The following is an 18,202-nucleotide window of genomic DNA, read 5'->3' on the forward strand; positions in this document are numbered from 1 at the left end:
TTGACGTCGAACAGATCTAGACAGCGCGTCCGGACTTGGCAACCCGGCCTACCGGGTCGTCACCAAATCGGCAGAAGCGACGAGGTTGCTCGGCGCCTGCGTCTTCTTGAACTTCAGCGTCACCACCTTGTAGCCTTCGGCTTCGAGTTCGGAGAGCAGGGTCGGCAGCATCGTTGCCGTGCGTTTGTGGATGTCATGCATCAGGATGATGCCGCGGCCGCGTTTGTGCAGCAGGTCCATCGTCCGGCGCGTCACGGAGGCCGGCGTGATGGCAAAATAATCCTTGCTGTCGACATCGACATCCATGACCACCAGATCGCGCATGGCGATCGCGGCGCGCAGCCTGTGGCTCTCGGCAAGATAGGGGAAGCGGAAGAAGGAGACGTCGGTTCCCGTCGCCTTGGTCACCGCCAATTCGCCCTTGACCACCTCGGCCATCGCTGCGTCGAAATCAAGCGAAGTCAGGTCGGCGTGGTCGTAGGTGTGGCTGCCGATCGTGTTGCCGCCCTCGGCGACCCTGCGGGCCAGCGCCGGATGCATTTCGGCCATTTCGCCGACCATCATGAAGGCGCCTTTGACGCCGAACCGGTCGAGGATCGCCAAAACCTTGTCGGTCCGCCCCGGGATCGGGCCGTCGTCGAAGCTCAGGATCACTTCCTTGTCCTGCAGCTTGAGATCGGCAAGCGAGGAGACCTCAAGCGTCCGCCCGGCCAGTTGGTGCCAGCCGCTCATGCGCGGCGCCGCATCGTCGCCGGCAAAGGCAAGTTTCCGCTCCGCGGGCGCGATCACCGAGGAGGTCTTGATCGAGGTATCCGGGGCCCGTTTGGTGGTGCTGCAGGCAGACAGGGTGGCCGTGAGGGCCATGCAGGACAGAATGAAAAAGCGATACATCGAAAGGGCTCAACAAATCGGTAACGAATGTTGAGACAACCTTTCGAATTATGGTTAACGATTGGTTGATGCTGGCCGGATTTGTGCCGATGCGCGGCACTTCGCCACGCTATCCATATCGACTGTTGCTATCCCGCCATGGCCTCTTCGTATTCGGCCGAAAGCATCAGCCAGTCTTCCTCGGCTGCAGCCAGCTTTGCTGCAGCCTCGCCGCGCTGCTTTGCCTTCTCGGCAGCCTTGGCGGGCGTCTTTTCGTAAAGCGCGGGATTTGCAAGTTCCGCGTCAAGCGCCTGAATCTGTTTCTCCAGCTTCGCCGTCAAGGATTCGATTTCATTGATCTTTTTCTTGAGCGGCGTCAGCGAGGCGCGCCGTTCGGCATTGAGCTTGCGCTGGTCGGCCTTCGAGGTCGCATCCTCAGTCAGCTGCGGCTTTTCTTCTTTTTTTTTACCGGATGTGACGATCAGGTCGCGGTATTCGTCCATATCGCCTTCGAAGGTCGTCACCGTGCCGCCATTGACCAGCCACAGCCGGTCGACCGTCGCCTCGATCAGATGACGATCGTGCGAGATCAGGATGACGGCGCCTTCGTAATCGTTCAGCGCCTCGATCAGCGCCCGGCGGCTGTCGATATCGAGGTGGTTTGTGGGTTCGTCTAGGATCAGCAGATTGGGCGCATTGAAGGCGGCAAGCCCCATCAACAGGCGGGCTTTCTCGCCGCCGGAAAGATCCTTGGCGGCCGTCGCCATCTTCTCGGTCGCAAGCCCCATCTGGGCGACGCGGGCGCGCACCTTGGGCTCCGGCGCGCCGGGCATCAGCCGGCGGACATGTTCGACCGGCGATTGCTCGGGGATGAGGTCGTCGAGCTGATGCTGCGCGAAGAAGCCGATCTTCAGGCTCGGCGCCAGCTTCACTTCGCCGCTTTCCGGCGCAAGCCGGCCGGAGATGAATTTGGCGAAGGTCGATTTGCCGTTGCCGTTCGAGCCGAGCAGGGCGATGCGGTCGTCATTGTCGATGCGAAGGTTGAGGTTCTTCAGGATCGGATTGCCGGGCTCGTAGCCGACGGCGCCGCTCTGGATCGCGACGATCGGCGAGGCCGGCTGCTTTTCCGGCTCGGGGAAAGTGATCGGCTGTACGTGATCCTCGATCACCGCGGCGACGGTTCCCATGCGCTCGAGCGCCTTGACACGCGATTGCGCCTGCCGGGCCTTGGAAGCCTTGGCCTTGAAGCGATCGATGAAGCTCTGCAGATGTTTGCGGGCCGCGTCGTTCTTGGCCTTGGCCTTGGTCTGCAGCTCGTCGGCTTCCGCCTTCTGCCGCTCGAACTGGTCGTAGCCGCCGCGATAGAAGGTCAGCTTCTTCTGGTCGAGATGGACGATCGCGTTGACCGCGTTGTTCAAGAGGTCGCGATCGTGGCTGATGATGATGACCGTGTGCGGATAGCGCCGGACATAATCTTCCAGCCACAGCGTGCCTTCGAGGTCGAGATAGTTTGTGGGTTCGTCGAGCAGCAGCAGATCCGGCTCGGAAAACAGCACGGCGGCCAGTGCCACGCGCATGCGCCAGCCGCCTGAGAAGGAGGAGGCGGGGCGGGCCTGCGCCGCCTGGTCGAAGCCGAGGCCGGCCAGAATGCTTGCCGCGCGCGCTTCGGCCGAATGCGCGTCGATATCGACGAGACGCATCTGGATTTCGGCGATGCGGTGCGGATCGGTCGCCGTTTCCGCCTCGGCAACGAGGGCGGCGCGTTCCTTGTCGGCTGACAGCACGATCTCGATCAGGGATTCCTCAGTCGCCGGCGCTTCCTGCGCCACCTGGCCGATGCGCGCCGCCTTCGGGATCGACACCGATCCGGTCTCCGAGCCGAGATCGCCGGTGATGACGCGAAACAGGGTGGACTTGCCGGCGCCGTTGCGCCCGACGAGCCCCGCCTTCGTGCCCGAAGGCAGCGAAATGCTGGCATTGTCGAGAAGCAGGCGCCCGGCAATGCGGGCGGAAATATCGGTGAGCGTGATCATGGCCGGCGTTTTGGCCGAAACCGCCCGCCAAGGCAAGAGCGCTTATCCAAGCTTGCTTATCCCGCGACAACCCTGCTTGTCGCCGGTAAGCGCGCTGTCCGCCGGTCCGCGCCTTCAGTGGCCGAAAGCCTGCACCGGCCGTCGCGGGTTGGACTGTGCGGCAAGAAGCGCCACGCGGGCATTGGCCTGCAACTGGCCGGGCGTTGCCGCATCGGTGCTGAGCGCTACGCCGATCGAGATGGTCAGCCTGCCGTGATCGGCCTTGTCGGAGGTCGCAAAGACGAGATTATCCTCGACCGAGGCGCGCAGGCGTTCGGCGATCGTCATCGCATCCTGCATGCCGACGTTGGAAAACAATAGCGCGAATTCGTCAGCCTCGGTGCGGGCGACGAAGTCGTTCTTCTTGATCGATTTGCGGAAAAGGCCGGCGAGCTTCTTCAGCAGCTTGTTGCCGGCCTGGGTGCCATATCTGTCGTTGAGTTCGGTGAAATTGTCGATATCGACCATAACAAGCGCGCTGCCGGCAAAACCCTCTTCGCGCTCATAGAGATCGGCGATCTCCCGGTTCAGCGCGATGCGGTTCGGAAGTCCGGTAATCCGGTCGGCCACGGCGGCCGATTGCATTGCCGAAATGCCGCGCTCCAGCGTTTCCAGCCTCTTGATATCGTCCTCCAGCCGGGCGCCGATTTCCATCTCCGCCGACAGCACCGTCGAGAGCGAGGCGGAGAGGTAATCGACCTCGCCGATGAACGCGGCAAGGCTTTGGTCGTCGTGGCCGGAGACGGATTTCAGGATCGTGGCGCAGGCGCGTGCAAAGGCTTCTCTGTGTCGCAGCCCTTCTGCAAGCCGCTCCGCCGCTTCGCGCAGCAACCGGCTCGCCTCGTTCTGCGAAGCCTCGCCCGCCAGCCCGCAATGGCTGACGAGACGGTACTTCAGGCCGAGTTCGCCGAGCATCGCCTGTTGCGGCTGGGGTCCGAGTGCGGCGATATCCTGCGCGAGACCGGCATTGAGCCCGATGATTGCCTCATGAAAGAGTTCGTAGTTGCGCGGCAGCGCCGCGACATTCAAGCGCGCCATATGCTGGGCGATCTTCTGAATGTCGGCCATGGGCGCCGTGCGCGGCACCAGTGCGTTTGCGCTTGCATTCTGCATGACGATCCCTCGCGGCCCGGCTTGTCCCTTCATTCCGCTATGCCCTCAACGCTTTAAGAGAGGCTGAATTCTTGGGTGGGAACCGCTGGATTCGCAGCGAAACTGGCAAAGGCAGTTAATGACCTGTTGATGCTGATACGCTCACATCCACTCGCGCCCCTCGCTGCGCAGGAAGTAGATGAGATCAAGCCCGAGGCTCGGCTTGCCGAGCGCCGTCAGCGTCATGTGGCATTGGCCGCGATGATGGGTCTGGTGGTTGAAGAGATGCGAGAGCGCCGTCCACAGCGGCTGGGTGATCTCGATCGGTTGCGACACCGGCGAGTAGGTGAAGTCGGCGGCAAGCCTTGCCTCGTTAAGCACGCCGGTCCAGGCAATGATCCGCTCGTCTTCTGTCTTGCGTGCGGCGGCAAGCGCATGCCTCTCTTCATAGAGAATGGCATCGAGGCTCGTCGGCGCCTCGCCGGTGCCGGTGAAGCGCTTCATCCATATCCGGTCGGCGACCATCAGATGATTGAGCGTGTGATGCAGCGAGCCGAAGAAGGCGCCGCGGTCGCTGCGGAATTCCGCGTCGCTGAGATCGGCTGCGGCGGCATAGACCTGGGCATTGGCCCAGCGATTATAGGAAGCGAACATCCTGTATTGCCTGAGCATGCGGTTCTCCCTTTGGCCTATCGGCAGTCTAGCCAGTTTCCCTAGACGCGGGAGTGATGACGCCATGAAATTTCCTGATTTGATCGCGGATGCTTTCTGTCGTGGAATGCTTGCAATTGCGATTTCGAAAGGAATGTCATGACCAGAGCCCTCTATTCCCTCTGCGGCGCCGATCAACAGCACCTCTTCTCGCCTCATTGCTGGAAGGCGGTGATGGCGCTGGCGCATAAGGGGCTCGATTTCGAGGAAATCCCGACGACCTATGCCCGCATCCGCGCAATCGGCGGCGGCGTCTCGCAGACCGTGCCCGTGCTCGACGACAATGGCCGGCTGATCCCCGACAGTTTCGACATCGCCCTCTATCTCGAAGAGGCCTATCCTGAGCGACCGTCGCTGTTTAGCGGCGAGGGCGGCAAGGCGCTGTCGCGCATGGTCGAGGGCTATTCGCAGATGATCATCCATCCGGCAATCACGCGGATCGCCCTTCTCGATATCCACGCCAATCTTGACGAGGGGGATAAGGCCTATTTCCGCGAGAGCCGCGAAGCTCGTCTCGGCAAATCATTCGAAGTCGTTGCTGCGGGTAGCGAGGCGGAGAAGGCCGCCTTCGGCGCCAAGCTGGAGCCGCTCCGGCACATGCTGAAATTCCAGCCCTTCATCGGCGGGCAGGCGCCGCTCTTTGCCGATTATATCGTCTTCGGGGCGCTGCAATGGCTGCGTGTCTGCACCGGCCTCACGATGCTGGCCGCCGCCGATCCCGTCCTGGGCTGGTTCGAACGCTGCCTCGATCTCCATCAAAGCCGCGGCCGGACTGTGACAGCGGCGTGAAATTGCCGCCGACCTCTTGTTTTCGGGCGGTGGGGCGGGTAAAGACCGCCCACTTTTCCCGAGAAAACAGAGGATTTGACTATGGCGATTGAACGCACCTTCTCGATGATCAAGCCGGATGCAACCAAGCGCAACCTGACGGGCGCCATCACCAAGATGCTCGAAGATGCCGGCCTGCGCGTCGTCGCCTCCAAGCGCGTCTGGATGAGCCGCCGCGAAGCTGAAGGCTTCTACGCCGTTCACAAGGATCGCCCCTTCTTCGGCGAACTCGTCGAAGGCATGACCTCCGGCCCGACCGTCGTTCAGGTTCTGGAAGGCGAAGGCGCCATCCTCAAGAACCGCGAGATCATGGGCTCGACCAACCCGGCAAACGCTGACGAAGGCACGATCCGCAAGGTTCACGCTCTGTCGATCGGCGAAAATTCCGTTCACGGCTCCGATGCTCCGGAGACGGCTGCCCAGGAAATCAAGTACTGGTTCTCCGATACCGAAGTCGTCGGCTGAGACCACGCTTCGGCATTGGTTCGCAATGCCTTGAATTGACTCTCGAAAGCCGGGGCTTCGCTCCGGCTTTTCTATGCCCGGACGTTCGTCATGCCGGGCATTTGTCGGTGTTCGAGAAATCGACGCTGCCGTCCGGCTTGAAGACCTCGGGGTTCTTGTCATAAAGCGCACCGACGACAAGCGGCTTACTCGGCAGCACGGTCTGGTCCAGGTCGGATCGGAATTGCGTCTTTAATTCCTGCAGCACCTTGCCGTCCTTGTCGACCAGCCGGAGGCTCACGGAATAGGGACGGTCCTTGCGCACGCAATGCAGGTTTTGGCTCTGCAGCGCGATCTTGTCGTCGATCGGATAGATTTTCTGGTTCAGCACCAGCGGATCGCCGCCTTGAGGATTTTCGAATTCGGCGATGATGACCGAGCCATCGGGAATGGGGCCTGTCTTCTTCAGCGTCAGCAGATAGGTGGCACTCGCCACGCGATAGTTGAAGACGAAGAGATGGCCGGTGACCTCGACGAGATTTTCGGCCTGGCGCTGGCAGGCAGACAGCAGAAGGCTGGCCGCTGCCGCCGTTATGATCAGGTGTTTTCTCATGGCGTCTCCTCCTTTTTGCGGCGGTAGTGCCGGTTCGCCTTGGCGCGGTTGCCGCAGACCGCCATGTCGCACCAGGCGCGGCTCCTGTTCTTGCTGCGATCGATGAACAGCCAGCCGCAATTGCCGCAAATCTTCATCCGCTCCGGATCCGGCATGGCGACCAGCCGCAGCACCGAATGGGCGGTGGCCGCGGCCACGCTGCCGGGGCTTGCCTCACGCAGCACTTTTGCCAGCGCCTCCAGCAGTCCGGCCAGCAATTGGTCGTCGCCGCCATCCAGTATACGCTTACGGAAATAGCGGTCGATCGCTTCCCGCAGCGCGAGGAAATCCGTCTCGTTTTCCGCCGCCACCGGCGCGATATCGCCGAAGAGAGCCCGTTCGGCGCAGAATTCGGCGGCGGCGCGCGGAAAGTCCTGCATCTGGTCCCGAACCGCGAAGCGGTCGATCCGCCGCGTTGCATCGTGGCGCAGCACGACGCTGTTGGCGACATCGAGCGCCAGTGCGCCGCCGGCAAAGCGGTGAGGGGTCCAGGAAAAGCTCATGATGAAATTATAACTGGTGAAATGAATTTTACCAGTTATAATTTGACGACGCGGAGTGCATGGAATGGCTTATCTTCTGCAGCAGCTGGCGAATGCGGTTCCGCTCGCCGCCCTTTATGCCGCACTCGCCTTTGGTTATGCCGTCGCCTTCGGCGTGACGAAGCGGGCCGACATCACCTATGGGGCGATCTTCGCTTTTTCCGGCCAGATCCTGCTGCTGTTCACTGAGCTTGCCTTCAACCGCTTCTGGCTGGTGCTGCCGGCGGCCCTTGCCGTCGGCGCCTGCGCTGCCATCGCCTATTCGCTGGCGGCGGGCCTATGGATCGGCCGTTCGATCATGCTGCCGCTGGTCAGCAAATCTCCGAATACGGTGATCGTCGCCGCCCTCGGGATCATGATCGTGCTGATGGAAACCGCCCGGCTTGCCGCCAATACCCGCGCCATCTGGCTGCCGCCGTTTCTGAACGACACGGTCGTCTTCTGGAACGATGGCCCGTTCAAGGTGACGCTCACCTATATCCAGCTGATCGACACGGCGCTGATGGCAGCCGTCGTCGCGATCGGGGCTCTGATCCTCAGGCGCACCGCCTGGGGCCGCATCTGGCGCGCCGTCACCGATGATCCGTTGGCCGCCGAACTCTGCGGCACCAGCGCCGACCGCGTCTTTCTCGTCGCTTATGCGGCAGCTAGCCTCGTCGCCACGATCTGCGGCATCCTCGCGACATTCTATTACGGCTCGATGGATTTCGGCGCCGGCCTGATGTTCGGGCTGAAGGTGCTGCTGATTGCGGCTGTCGGCGGCTATTCCGATCCGCTGCGCTCGGCCGGCGGCGCTGCCTGCCTCGCCGTCGTCGAAACCCTATGGGGCGCCTATGGCCCCTTCGTCTGGCGCGATTTCGTCATCTTTTCGCTGCTCGTCCTGCTCTTGGTCATGAGCCGCAGGGAGCGGGTGGTGCTTTAGCCTATTTCCACTTGTCGCGCGCCGCGTCGTCGGCGTCTTTCGCCGCGACCCAGTCGCCCTCGGCGCCATCCCGACCGTGCTCCTTCTTCCAGAAGGGGGCTGCGGTCTTCAGGAAGTCCATGACAAAATTGGCGCCGTCGAATGCCGCCTGCCGATGCGGCGCGGCCGCGACGACGAGGACGATATTTTCGCCCACGGCGATCTTGCCGTAGCGGTGGATGGCGGTGAGGCCGAGCAGCCCGAAGCGTTCGATGGCGAGTTCGCCGATGCGGGTCATCTCGGCTTCGGCCATGCCGGGGTAATGTTCGAGTTCGAGCGCTGCCAGCGTGCCACCGTCGTCGCGGCAGAGGCCGGAGAAGGTGACAATGGCGCCGACGCCGGGGTTGTTTTTAGAGAGGCCGTCGACTTCGGCTTGAAGGTCGAAGTCTTCGCGTTGAACGCGGATGGTGGGGGGGAGGGTCAATGCAACCTCCCCCTTCTCCCCAGCGGGGAGAAGATGTCCGAAGGACAGATGAGGGGGGTGAGCGGCAAAAGCCGCGAACGCACTGAGCGCAAGCGAAGGGCAGCGTTGTTCCCAGCGGCCCCCTCATCCGCCCTTCGGGCACCTTCTCCCCGAGGGGAGAAGGGGGAACATGCCGCGCCCGCCCTCATCTCGCTCACCCCCCCGTCATCGGCGGAAATATCCCGATCTCCAGCGCGCCTGCTATCGGCTCGTCATGCTCGACATGCTCCATGTCGAGCGCCACGCGGATCACGTCGGGATATTGAAGTGCGGACTCATATTCTTCGCCCAGCGTCTTCAAATGATTCAGAAGATCGGTCACGGTAACGACGGAGGAGGGGAGGTCGATCTCCTCCTCGCCTTTGCCGATGCGCTCGCGCACCCATGCGAAATAGACAAGCCGCGTCATTCCTCGTCATCCACGATATGTTTCAGCCCGGCACGGAAATAATCATAGCCTGTATAGATGGTCAGCAGTGCGGCAATCCACAGCAGCGCGATGCCGGTCTGCGTCGTATAGGGGAAAATCTCGTCGCCGGCAGGTCCGGCGAGCAGGAAGGCGATGGCGACGAGTTGCAGCGTCGTCTTCCACTTGGCGATCCGCGTCACCGGCACGCTGACTTTCAGCGCCGCCAGATATTCGCGCAAGCCGGACACCAGGATCTCGCGGCAGAGAATGGTGATCGCCGCCCAGATCGACCAGCCGGCAATCGTTTGGTCGGCCGCGACCAGGAGCAGGATCGAGGCGACCAGCAGCTTGTCGGCGATCGGATCGAGCATGCGGCCGATATTCGAGGTCTGATTCCAGATGCGCGCGAGATAGCCGTCGAGGAAATCGGTGATCGAGGCGATGACGAAGATCCACAGCGCCACCCAGCGCGCCGTGTTACTGATCGACAGCCTGCCCTCGATGAAGAAGCAGAGAACGATCAGCGGTACCGCGAGGATACGGCCGTAGGTCAGGAGGTTGGGGATGCTGTACGCACGCGATGCCATGGGATCGTTTCTCTGACTTGATGCGCCGCTGCAGCGCCGCGCGTCTTTTCAGGACGCTGTAACACTTTGAATCGACGCATCGGGCTTTTCTGATATCGAGTCCGATTTTCGGGCCGATGCGGTAGATGACGGCTTTGACCGCGGACCGTCAACATTCTTTCTGTCTTTTCACTGCCTTTGCGTGGAATTTGCGACGGGCGCCGGTTATTTCGCGGCGTCGTCGTGGAAATGGTTGTAGACCTGCTTGGCGACGGCTTCCGAAATGCCTTCCACCGCCATCAGGTCGGAGAGTGCGGCGCGCGAAACCGCTTTTGCCGTGCCGAAATGCTGAAGCAGCGCGCGTTTGCGCGATGGGCCGATGCCGCCGATCTCGTCGAGCGGGTTCTTGACCATTTCCTTCTTGCGGCGGGCCCGGTGAGAGCCGATCGCGAAACGATGCGCCTCGTCGCGCATGCGCTGGACGAAATAGAGCACCGGATCGCGCGGCGGCAGGGTAAAGCTCTCGCGTCCTGGCGGAAAGAAGCGCTCGCGCCCGGCATCGCGGTCGACACCCTTGGCGATGCCGATCGCCGTCACACTGTCGGTGATGCCGAGTTCGGTGAGGATGGCGCGCACCGCCGTCATCTGCCCCTGGCCGCCGTCGATGAGGATCACGTCGGGCCAGGTCGGAAACGGCATGTCGGCGGCGTCGGCTGCGGTTGCCTGCGCCGTCCGGTCGGGAATGCCTTCTTCCTTGATCAGCCGCGAGAAACGCCGCGTCATCACCTCCTTCATCATGCCGAAGTCGTCGCCGGGGGTGATGTCGGTCGATTTGATGTTGAACTTGCGGTACTGGTTCTTGACGAAACCTTCCGGCCCCGCGACCACCATGCCGCCGACGGCATTGGTGCCCATGATATGCGAGTTGTCGTAGATCTCGATGCGCTGCGGCGCATAGGCAAGCCCGAACGTGTCCTTGAAGCCTTCCAGCAGCCGCGACTGCGACGCCGTTTCGGCAAGCTTTCGCCCATGCGCCTCGCGCGCATTGCCGACGACATGGTCGACGAGATCGCGTTTCTCACCGCGCCGCGGCACAAGGATCGCAACCTTGTGGCCGGCCTTTTCGCTGAGCGCTGCGGCAAGCAGCTCCATCTCTTCGATCGTTTCCGACAGCATGATCTGCTTCGGCACCGGCTTGTCGTCGTAGAACTGCGCGAGGAAGGCATTCAGCACTTCGGCGCCGGAAAGCTGCGGATCGGCCTTGGGGAAATAGGCGCGGTTGCCCCAGTTCTGGCCGGTGCGGAAGAAGAACACCTGGATGCAGGAGACGCCGCCTTCGTGATGGATGGCGAAAACATCCGCCTCTTCGACGCCGGCCGGATTGATGCCCTGGTGGCTCTGCACATGCGAAAGTGCCGCCAGGCGGTCGCGATAGATTGCCGCCCGCTCGAAATCGAGGTCCTCGGCCGCCTGGTTCATGGCTTCGGCCATGTGCGACTTCACCTTCTGGCTCTTGCCGGAGAGGAAATCCTTCGCCTCCTGCACCAGTTCGCCGTAACCCCCGTCGCTGACCTCATGGGTGCACGGCCCGGAACAGCGCTTGATCTGATAGAGCAGGCAGGGACGCGTGCGTGTTTCGAAGACGCTGTCGGTGCAGGTGCGGATCAGGAAGGCGCGCTGCAGCGAATTGATCGTCCGCCCGACCGCGCCGGCCGAAGCGAAGGGCCCGAAGTAATCACCCTTTCTGGCTCGCGCGCCGCGATGCTTGAAAATGGCCGGCGCCCGGTGATCCCCGGTGATGAGGATATAGGGAAAGGACTTGTCGTCGCGCAGCAGCACGTTAAAGCGCGGCCGCAAGCGCTTGATCAGATTCGCTTCCAGGAGAAGCGCTTCGGTTTCCGTGCGCGTCGTCACGAATTCCATATTCGCAGTCTGGCGCACCATCTGGGCGATGCGGTTGGAATGCACGCGGCCGACGGCGTAGTTGCCGACGCGCTTCTTCAGGCTGCGCGCCTTGCCGACATAGAGCACGTCGCCCTCGGCATTGAACATGCGGTAGACGCCGGGGCTGTTCGGCAGCCGCTTGACGAATTCGCCGATCAGCTCGGCGCCGATGAGGCCGGTCTCGTTGAGGCTCCCGGCGTTCCAGTCGACCGCAGTCGCAAGCGGGGCAGCAGTGGAAAGGTCGCCTTCCACCTCGATCTCGTCTTCGCTCTCATCCGTATCGTCGTAGAGAACGCCGCCATCCGGCAGCTTTCGTCCATTCATTCCGTAATCTCCGCCACATCGGGCGTCTGCCAGGCGAGGTGCTGGCCGCCATCGAGGGCAATCATCTGGCCGGTGATCGAGGGCGTGTCGAAGAGAAAGCGAATCGTCTGTCCGAACTCGCCGAATCCCGGCCCCGCCTTCATGATAAGCCCGTCGATCTGAGCCTGGAAGTCCTCTTCCGATTGCCGCGCGCTGCGCACCGTCGGGCCGGGGCCGATGGCGTTGACGCGCAGCCTCGGCGCAAAGGTCTGCGCCATCGTCTGCGTCGCCGTCCAGAGTGCGGCTTTGGAAAGCGTGTAGGAATAGAAGCCGGGATTGAGCGCCCAGACCCGCTGGTCGATGATGTTGACGATCAGCCCGGTCGCATCGTCGGGCAGCTGTTCGGCAAAGGCTGCGGCAAGGATCGACGGCGCCCGCACATGGACGTCGAAATGCTGCGCCCATGCCTGCGCATCGAAACTGCGGGCCGAATCCTCGCGGAAGATGGAGGCATTGTTGACGAGCAGGTCGAGCGGACCGAGGTCTTCCGACGCTCTTTTTACGAGCTCGCCGGTTTCGCCGATATCCGTAAGGTCGGCCTTGAGCGCGATCGCCCGATATCCCTTCTGCCGCAATTCCGCCACCAGCTCTTCGGCTTCACTGAGGGAGCCGTTGGCGTGAATGACAACGGAAAAGCCATTTGCAGCAAGGTCTTCGGCGATTGCCCGGCCTATTCTTTTAGCAGCCCCTGTTACAAGGGCCGAGCGAAGTCTTTTGTGGTTCAAAATCCTGCCTTCTAATCCCGCGAGTCTGTCTGGCGACTATATAGGCGCGGGCGGAGATTATATAAATAGGCTGTTGCGGTTGCATCCGAGGGCCGGATATTCTATGTATTATTTAAGAATGCGATTTCCTAAAATAAGTATTTTCAGTTTAACTCTTCAGTAGGGTTAATGAAATGTATGTTGCAGGCAAGCAACATCGAATTTCGGCCATGCGGCAGCCACAATGATATCACAATTTGGCTCTTTCAAATCCGCATTTGAGTTCCAATTTCAGTCTCGATCCGGAAGGGACATCTGGCAATATCCCGCCAATGCTTCACTGATAGACAGATGATCAGCGGCGCGGGACTGAAAGGAGACTAAGTATGCGTGTACTCATTGCTGGCCTCATGGCCTCCGTTTTTGCAATTGCCGGCATCTCGGCAGCTCAGGCGGCCGATGCCGTCGACCAGATTCCGGAAGCACCGGTCGCCCAGGAAGCCCCGGTCAAGCCGGCTGGCAGCTGGGAAGGCTTCTATCTCGGCGGCGCCGGCACCTACAACATGGGTGACTTCGGTTCCGACCGCCACACCTACGGTTTCGGCGGCCAGGTCTTCACCGGCTACAACTGGCAGCAGGGCCAGATCGTTTACGGCGTTGAATCCGACCTCGGCTACAGCGGCGACGACGTTTCCTCGGGCGGCGTTAAGAACAAGTATGGCTGGAACGGCTCCGTCCGTGGCCGCGTCGGCTACGACATGAACCCCTTCCTACTCTACGGCACGGCCGGTCTTGCCCTCGGCAACGTCAAGGTTTCCGACGGCACCTCGGACGAAAGCAAGACGAACTACGGCTATACGGTCGGCGCCGGCGTCGAAGCTTTCGTGACCAACAACATCACGACGCGCCTGGAATATCGCTACACCGACTACCAGAGCAAGGATTACGACCTCGACTCCGGCAGCTTCTCGCGCGGTTACGACGAGAACAGCGTCAAGCTCGGTATCGGCGTCAAGTTCTAATGCATGTCGCCCGGAAGTGTGCAGCGGTTCCGGGAGAACGACATGCATAAACAAAGAGCTAAAGCGCGTCGCATGAATCAAGTTTAATGCGACGCGCTTTAGCCGGACACAACAGTCTAAGCATGAAAAAGCCGGGCATATCGCCCGGCTTTTTACTGTCTGCTCGTTGTTAGCAGGCGCTCCGCCCCAGCTTCCGACTATGTGTTGGTCTTGAGCTCTTGATAGGCGGGAAATTTCTTTTCGAACCACGCCAGCCAGTCGATCAGCGGCGCGTGATCGGCTTCCCACTGCCCCTTGAAGCGCAGATCGAGATAGCCGAGCGTGGCAGCCAGGGCAAAATGCCCGCCGTTGAGCTTCTTGCCCGACTTCGGCGGATTGGCGCTGAGATGTGCAAGCCCGCTGGTCGCCTTCTTCCATTGCCGGTCGATCCAGGGCTGGTGGATCTTTTCCTCGTCGCGAAAACGCCGCTCGTACATGATCACCAGCAGGCAGTCGCAGATACCGTCGCAGAGCGACTCGAGGACCTCCGCATCCGTGCGTTTGCCCTTCTTCGAAGGATAGAGCTTGCCCTTCGCCAGCCGGTCGAAATAATGCATGATCGCCACGCTGTCGAAGACCGAGGCGCCGTCATCGGTCAGCAGCGTCGGGATCTTGCCGAGCGGGTTATTCTCCACCAGGATCGCCGGCGCGGTGTTGGTATCGACCCGGATGGCGTTCAACTCGAGATCCAGGAAGTGTGCGGCCATCCGCACCTTGCTGGAATAGGGTGAGGGGGGCGACCAAAGAAGCTTCATGCAACACCTGATTTGTGGAACTGCGCGGACTATTCCCGAACCGGGTTGTCCGGTCAATCGTCGTCCTTGACCGTCTTGGTCTCGCCGCGCAGCCAGAAAGCGCGGTGCGAGGCGAAACGGTCCTGCGCCAGATGGTCCTTCAGCGCCGGCAGCAACTGGTGCAGCTCGTCCTTCAGGGTGAAGGGCGGGTTGACGATGACGAGGCCTGAACCCGTCAATCCGGTGATGCCGCGGTCGCTGCGGACGGAAAGTTCGGCGCAGAGCATTTTCGGAATGTCGAGCGCCTGCAGCCTCTCGTGGAATTCCTTGATCGGCGCGCCCTTCTTCAGCGGATACCAAAGGCAATAGGTACCGCCGGGAAAGCGGCGATAGGCCTTTTCCAGCCCTTCGGCCAGCCGCTGATATTCGTCCTCTTCCTCGAAGGGCGGATCGACGAGCACGATGCCGCGCTTCTCCTTCGGCGGCAGATGTGCGCCGAGCGCCAGCCAGCCGTCGAGCTCGGTGATGCGGGCATGGTGATCGCCCTCGAACAGCCGGTGCAGGCGGGCGAAGTCGTCGGGATGCAGTTCCATCGCCGACAAACGGTCCTGCTGCCGGAACAGCAGGCGCGCCAGCTTCGGCGATCCGGGATAGAAGCGGATGCCGCCCTCAGGGTTGAGTTCGCGGATGGCTGTAAGGTAGGGCTCCAGCAGTTCGGAAACCTGAGTCCCAAGATCGGCCTCCATCAGCTTGCCGATGCCATCAAGCCATTCGCCGGTTTTCTGCGCTTCTTCGGAGGAAAGGTCGTAGAGGCCGATGCCGGCATGCGTGTCGAGCACGCGGAAGGCCCCATCCTTTTTCTGCATGTAGCGGATCAGCCGCGCCAGCACGGCATGTTTCAGCACATCGGCAAAATTGCCCGCATGGTAGATGTGGCGGTAGTTCATTTTCGCTGATGCCCGTATGAATTCGCGTCATGGGAAAGTTTTGTGGCTTTTGGCCGTGCAAGGCTTGGAATATACAAATGCCATGAACATTGCGACCCCCATCCACGCCAAATCCCCGAAGCCGGACACCAGGGTGGGCCACACGGCCTGTCCGCACGACTGTCCCTCGACCTGCGCGCTGGAGGTCGAGATCGCGGAGGACGGCCGCATCGGTCGCGTGCGCGGCGCGAACGATCATTCCTACACCTCCGGCGTCATCTGCGCCAAGGTCGCCCGCTATGCCGAGCGGCTCTACCATCCCGACCGCCTGATGCATCCCTTGCGCCGCGCCGGCGCCAAGGGGGCAGGGCAGTGGCAGCAGATTTCCTGGGACGATGCGCTGGATGAGATCGCCGAAGCCTTCGTGAGGGCCGAGGCAAAGGACGGCAGCGAGGCGATCTGGCCCTATTTCTACGCCGGCACCATGGGCTGGGTGCAGCGTGATTCGATCGATCGCCTGCGCCATGCCAAGCGTTATTCCGGCTTCTTCTCGTCGATCTGCACCAACCCGGCCTGGACCGGCTTCACCGTGGCGACCGGCACGCTGCGCGGTCCCGATCCGCGCGAGATGGGCCGCACCGATTGCGTCGTCATCTGGGGCACCAATGCGGTGTCGACCCAGGTCAACGTGATGACCCACGCCATCAAGTCGCGCAAGGAGCGCGGCGCCAAGATCGTCGTCATCGATATCTACGACAACCCGACGATGAAGCAGGCTGACATGGCCTTGATCGTCAAGCCGGGCACGGACGCCGCACTTGCCTGCGCCGTCATGCACATCGCCTTCCGCGACGGCCATGCAGACCGTGACTATATGGCGCGATATGCCGACGATCCCGCTGGCCTCGAAGCGCATCTGAGGGCGAAGACGCCGCAATGGGCGGCCGATATCACCGGCCTTACGGTCGCGGAGATCGAAGCCTTCGCCCGCCTCGTCGGCACGACGAGGAAGACCTTCTTCCGCCTCGGCTACGGCTTCACCCGCCAGCGCAACGGCGCGGTCGCCATGCATGCGGCCGCCTCGGTCGCCACCGTTCTAGGCTCCTGGCAATATGAAGGCGGCGGCGCCTTCCATTCGAACAGCGATATCTTTCGCATGAACAATGCGGAACTGACCGGTCGGTCGATGAAGGATGCCGATATCCGCATGCTCGATCAGTCGCAGATCGGCCGGGTGCTGACCGGTGACGCGGTGGCGCTGCGCCATCGCGGCCCGGTGACGGCGATGCTGATCCAGAACACCAATCCGGCAAACATCGCCCCCGAACAGCGCCTCGTCAAACGCGGCTTTGCCCGCGACGACCTCTTCGTCGCCGTGCACGAGCAGTTCATGACCGAAACGGCCGACATTGCCGATATCGTCATTCCTGCGACGATGTTCGTCGAGCATGACGACATCTACCGGGCCGGCGGCCAGAACCATATCCTGCTCGGGCCGAAGCTGGTCGAGCCGCCGCCGACCGTGCGCACCAATCTCTTCGTCATCGAGGAATTGGCCAAACGCCTCGGCGTCGCCGATCGATCCGGCTTCGGCTTCACGGCCCGCGAGATGGTCGACCGCGTGCTGGAATCGAGCGGCCTGCCGGATTACGACCATTTCCTCGAACACAAATGGTTCGATCGCCAGCCGGGTTTCGAGGAGGCGCATTTCCTGAACGGCTTTGCCCATCCTGACGGCAAATTCCATTTCCGCCCGGATTGGATAAATCAGCCGGCGCCGAACAAGCCGCCGGCGGCGGTCGGCGCGCTCGGGCCGCACGCCGAGCTTCCTGTATTCCCCGATCAGGTCGACGTCATCGAAGTCGCCGATCCCGACCATCCCTTCCGCCTCGCCACCTCGCCCGCCCGCAACTTCCTGAATTCGAGCTTCTCCGAGACCAAGACGTCGCGTCAGAAGGAGGGCCGCCCCGAGGTGATGATCAATCCGGCCGACGCCGAAGCCATGGGCATCGCCCATGGCGATCTCGTCCGCATCGGCAACAGCCGCGGCGATCTGCGCATCCATGCCCGCATCACCACCGAAGTGAAGCCTGGCGTGTTGATCGCCGAAGGCCTCTGGCCGAATAAGGCGCATATCGACGGCGAGGGTATCAACGTCCTCACCGGCGCCGACCCGGTCGCGCCCTATGGCGGGGCGGCCGTGCACGACAACAAGGTCTGGCTTCGCAAGGACGCAGCATGATGCAACCGAAATCACGGGTGAAGATCGTCGGCGAGGAAACGCTGTCGAATGGCTGGACGCGGTTGAGCAGCTACCTGCTCGATTATATCGACCGCAAGGGCGCGACCCAGCGCTTGAAGCGGGAGGTCTACCACCGCACGCCCGCCGCCTGCATACTGCTTTATGATCCGAAACGCGATCTCGTCATTCTCGTCCGCCAGTTTCGCCTTGCCGTCCATATCAAAGGCGATCCCGCCTGGATGATCGAGGTGCCGGCCGGCCTTCTCGATGACGATCATCCCGAACAGGCGATCCGCCGCGAGGCGATGGAGGAAACCGGTTATCACCTCCGCGATGCGCGCTTCCTGTTCAAATGCTACACCTCGCCCGGCGCCATCACCGAAGTCGTCCACTTCTTCGTCTCGCTGATCGACATCGCCGACCGCGTGGCGGAAGGCGGCGGGCTGGACGAGGAGCACGAGGATATCGAGGTTCTCGAAGTCCCGCTCGACGAAGCCGCCCAAATGATCGAAAACGGCGAGATCTTCGACGCCAAGACGATCACGCTGCTGCAATGGGCCTTGTTGAACCGGAGTAAACTTCGATAGCGGGTAAGGCGATCGAGATCTGGTTCGTCTC

Annotated in this window: 19 protein-coding genes; 6 read left to right on the top strand and 13 right to left on the bottom strand. The window is 61.9% G+C overall.

Features of this window, described 5'->3' with window-relative positions:
* Positions 1-48: 48 nt before the first annotated feature.
* The 4 genes from CO657_RS05690 to CO657_RS05705 all read right to left on the bottom strand — a co-directional run bounded on the left by CO657_RS05690 (position 49) and on the right by CO657_RS05705 (position 4,706).
* On the bottom strand, positions 49-891 hold the full coding sequence (locus tag CO657_RS05690; RefSeq protein ID WP_054181797.1) for a polysaccharide deacetylase family protein: 843 nt from the start codon (positions 889-891) through the stop codon (positions 49-51).
* A 128-nt stretch (positions 892-1,019) separates the two neighbouring features.
* The gene (locus CO657_RS05695; protein ID WP_012557180.1) at positions 1,020-2,903 is read right to left on the bottom strand and encodes an ABC-F family ATP-binding cassette domain-containing protein; all 1,884 of its coding nucleotides are present in this window, start codon (positions 2,901-2,903) and stop codon (positions 1,020-1,022) included.
* Positions 2,904-3,017: 114 nt separating this feature from the next.
* Positions 3,018-4,055 (bottom strand): GGDEF domain-containing protein, encoded by a 1,038-nt coding sequence (locus CO657_RS05700; protein WP_054181798.1) that lies wholly within the window; start codon positions 4,053-4,055, stop codon positions 3,018-3,020.
* Positions 4,056-4,196: 141 nt separating this feature from the next.
* Entirely contained in the window at positions 4,197-4,706 is a 510-nt protein-coding gene (locus tag CO657_RS05705; protein ID WP_054181799.1) for a DinB family protein, read from the bottom strand.
* 138 nt (positions 4,707-4,844) lie between these two features.
* Here CO657_RS05705 and CO657_RS05710 point away from each other — a divergent pair, with 138 nt between their 5' ends.
* Both CO657_RS05710 and ndk read left to right on the top strand, forming a co-directional pair.
* Positions 4,845-5,534 carry a glutathione S-transferase family protein gene (locus CO657_RS05710; RefSeq protein ID WP_054181800.1) on the top strand — a complete coding sequence of 230 codons (690 nt, stop codon included), beginning with the start codon at positions 4,845-4,847 and terminating at the stop codon, positions 5,532-5,534.
* An 81-nt stretch (positions 5,535-5,615) separates the two neighbouring features.
* Positions 5,616-6,038 carry a nucleoside-diphosphate kinase gene (ndk, locus tag CO657_RS05715; protein ID WP_054181801.1) on the top strand — a complete coding sequence of 141 codons (423 nt, stop codon included), beginning with the start codon at positions 5,616-5,618 and terminating at the stop codon, positions 6,036-6,038.
* Between the two features lie 88 nt (positions 6,039-6,126).
* Here ndk and CO657_RS05720 read toward each other — a convergent pair whose 3' ends face one another.
* Together CO657_RS05720 and CO657_RS05725 are read right to left on the bottom strand one after the other, a co-directional pair.
* Entirely contained in the window at positions 6,127-6,630 is a 504-nt protein-coding gene (locus CO657_RS05720) for a hypothetical protein (RefSeq protein WP_003587480.1), read from the bottom strand.
* A complete protein-coding gene (locus CO657_RS05725; RefSeq protein WP_012557183.1) occupies positions 6,627-7,172 on the bottom strand; it encodes a CGNR zinc finger domain-containing protein in 546 nt (181 codons plus the stop codon). The genes CO657_RS05720 and CO657_RS05725 overlap by 4 nt, the downstream gene beginning before the upstream one ends.
* A gap of 64 nt (positions 7,173-7,236) precedes the next feature.
* Between CO657_RS05725 and CO657_RS05730 the strand changes: the two genes are divergently transcribed.
* Positions 7,237-8,133, top strand: a complete 897-nt coding sequence (locus tag CO657_RS05730) for a branched-chain amino acid ABC transporter permease (protein WP_012557184.1) — start codon at positions 7,237-7,239, stop codon at positions 8,131-8,133.
* A gap of 1 nt (position 8,134) precedes the next feature.
* On the opposite strand, the gene CO657_RS05735 is transcribed toward CO657_RS05730, so the two are convergent.
* From CO657_RS05735 to CO657_RS05755, 5 genes are all read right to left on the bottom strand, one after another.
* Positions 8,135-8,596 carry a molybdenum cofactor biosynthesis protein MoaE gene (locus CO657_RS05735; RefSeq protein ID WP_054181802.1) on the bottom strand — a complete coding sequence of 154 codons (462 nt, stop codon included), beginning with the start codon at positions 8,594-8,596 and terminating at the stop codon, positions 8,135-8,137.
* 193 nt (positions 8,597-8,789) lie between these two features.
* Positions 8,790-9,044, bottom strand: a complete 255-nt coding sequence (gene moaD / locus CO657_RS05740; RefSeq protein WP_054181803.1) for a molybdopterin converting factor subunit 1 — start codon at positions 9,042-9,044, stop codon at positions 8,790-8,792.
* On the bottom strand, positions 9,041-9,631 hold the full coding sequence (gene pgsA, locus CO657_RS05745; protein WP_003587473.1) for a CDP-diacylglycerol--glycerol-3-phosphate 3-phosphatidyltransferase: 591 nt from the start codon (positions 9,629-9,631) through the stop codon (positions 9,041-9,043). The genes moaD and pgsA overlap by 4 nt, the downstream gene beginning before the upstream one ends.
* 204 nt (positions 9,632-9,835) lie before the next feature.
* Positions 9,836-11,878 (bottom strand): excinuclease ABC subunit UvrC, encoded by a 2,043-nt coding sequence (uvrC, locus tag CO657_RS05750; protein ID WP_054181804.1) that lies wholly within the window; start codon positions 11,876-11,878, stop codon positions 9,836-9,838.
* Entirely contained in the window at positions 11,875-12,642 is a 768-nt protein-coding gene (locus CO657_RS05755; protein WP_054181805.1) for an SDR family oxidoreductase, read from the bottom strand. The genes uvrC and CO657_RS05755 overlap by 4 nt, the downstream gene beginning before the upstream one ends.
* A 365-nt stretch (positions 12,643-13,007) precedes the next feature.
* Here CO657_RS05755 and CO657_RS05760 point away from each other — a divergent pair, with 365 nt between their 5' ends.
* Complete coding sequence (locus CO657_RS05760; protein WP_003587470.1) at positions 13,008-13,643, top strand: outer membrane protein; 636 nt, start codon at positions 13,008-13,010, stop codon at positions 13,641-13,643.
* A gap of 197 nt (positions 13,644-13,840) precedes the next feature.
* Here CO657_RS05760 and CO657_RS05765 read toward each other — a convergent pair whose 3' ends face one another.
* Positions 13,841-14,437, bottom strand: coding sequence for a glutathione S-transferase family protein (locus CO657_RS05765; RefSeq protein WP_054181806.1), 597 nt, complete (start codon positions 14,435-14,437; stop codon positions 13,841-13,843).
* Positions 14,438-14,490: 53 nt separating this feature from the next.
* Positions 14,491-15,363 carry a 23S rRNA (adenine(2030)-N(6))-methyltransferase RlmJ gene (locus CO657_RS05770; protein ID WP_054181807.1) on the bottom strand — a complete coding sequence of 291 codons (873 nt, stop codon included), beginning with the start codon at positions 15,361-15,363 and terminating at the stop codon, positions 14,491-14,493.
* A gap of 16 nt (positions 15,364-15,379) precedes the next feature.
* Here CO657_RS05770 and CO657_RS05775 point away from each other — a divergent pair, with 16 nt between their 5' ends.
* Together CO657_RS05775 and CO657_RS05780 are read left to right on the top strand one after the other, a co-directional pair.
* Complete coding sequence (locus CO657_RS05775) at positions 15,380-17,584, top strand: molybdopterin-containing oxidoreductase family protein (protein WP_054181808.1); 2,205 nt, start codon at positions 15,380-15,382, stop codon at positions 17,582-17,584.
* Positions 17,581-18,171, top strand: a complete 591-nt coding sequence (locus tag CO657_RS05780; protein ID WP_054181809.1) for an NUDIX domain-containing protein — start codon at positions 17,581-17,583, stop codon at positions 18,169-18,171. The genes CO657_RS05775 and CO657_RS05780 overlap by 4 nt, the downstream gene beginning before the upstream one ends.
* Positions 18,172-18,202 lie beyond the last annotated feature (31 nt).

The sequence above is a fragment of the Rhizobium acidisoli genome (assembly GCF_002531755.2).
GTDB classification, from domain to species: domain Bacteria; phylum Pseudomonadota; class Alphaproteobacteria; order Rhizobiales; family Rhizobiaceae; genus Rhizobium; species Rhizobium acidisoli.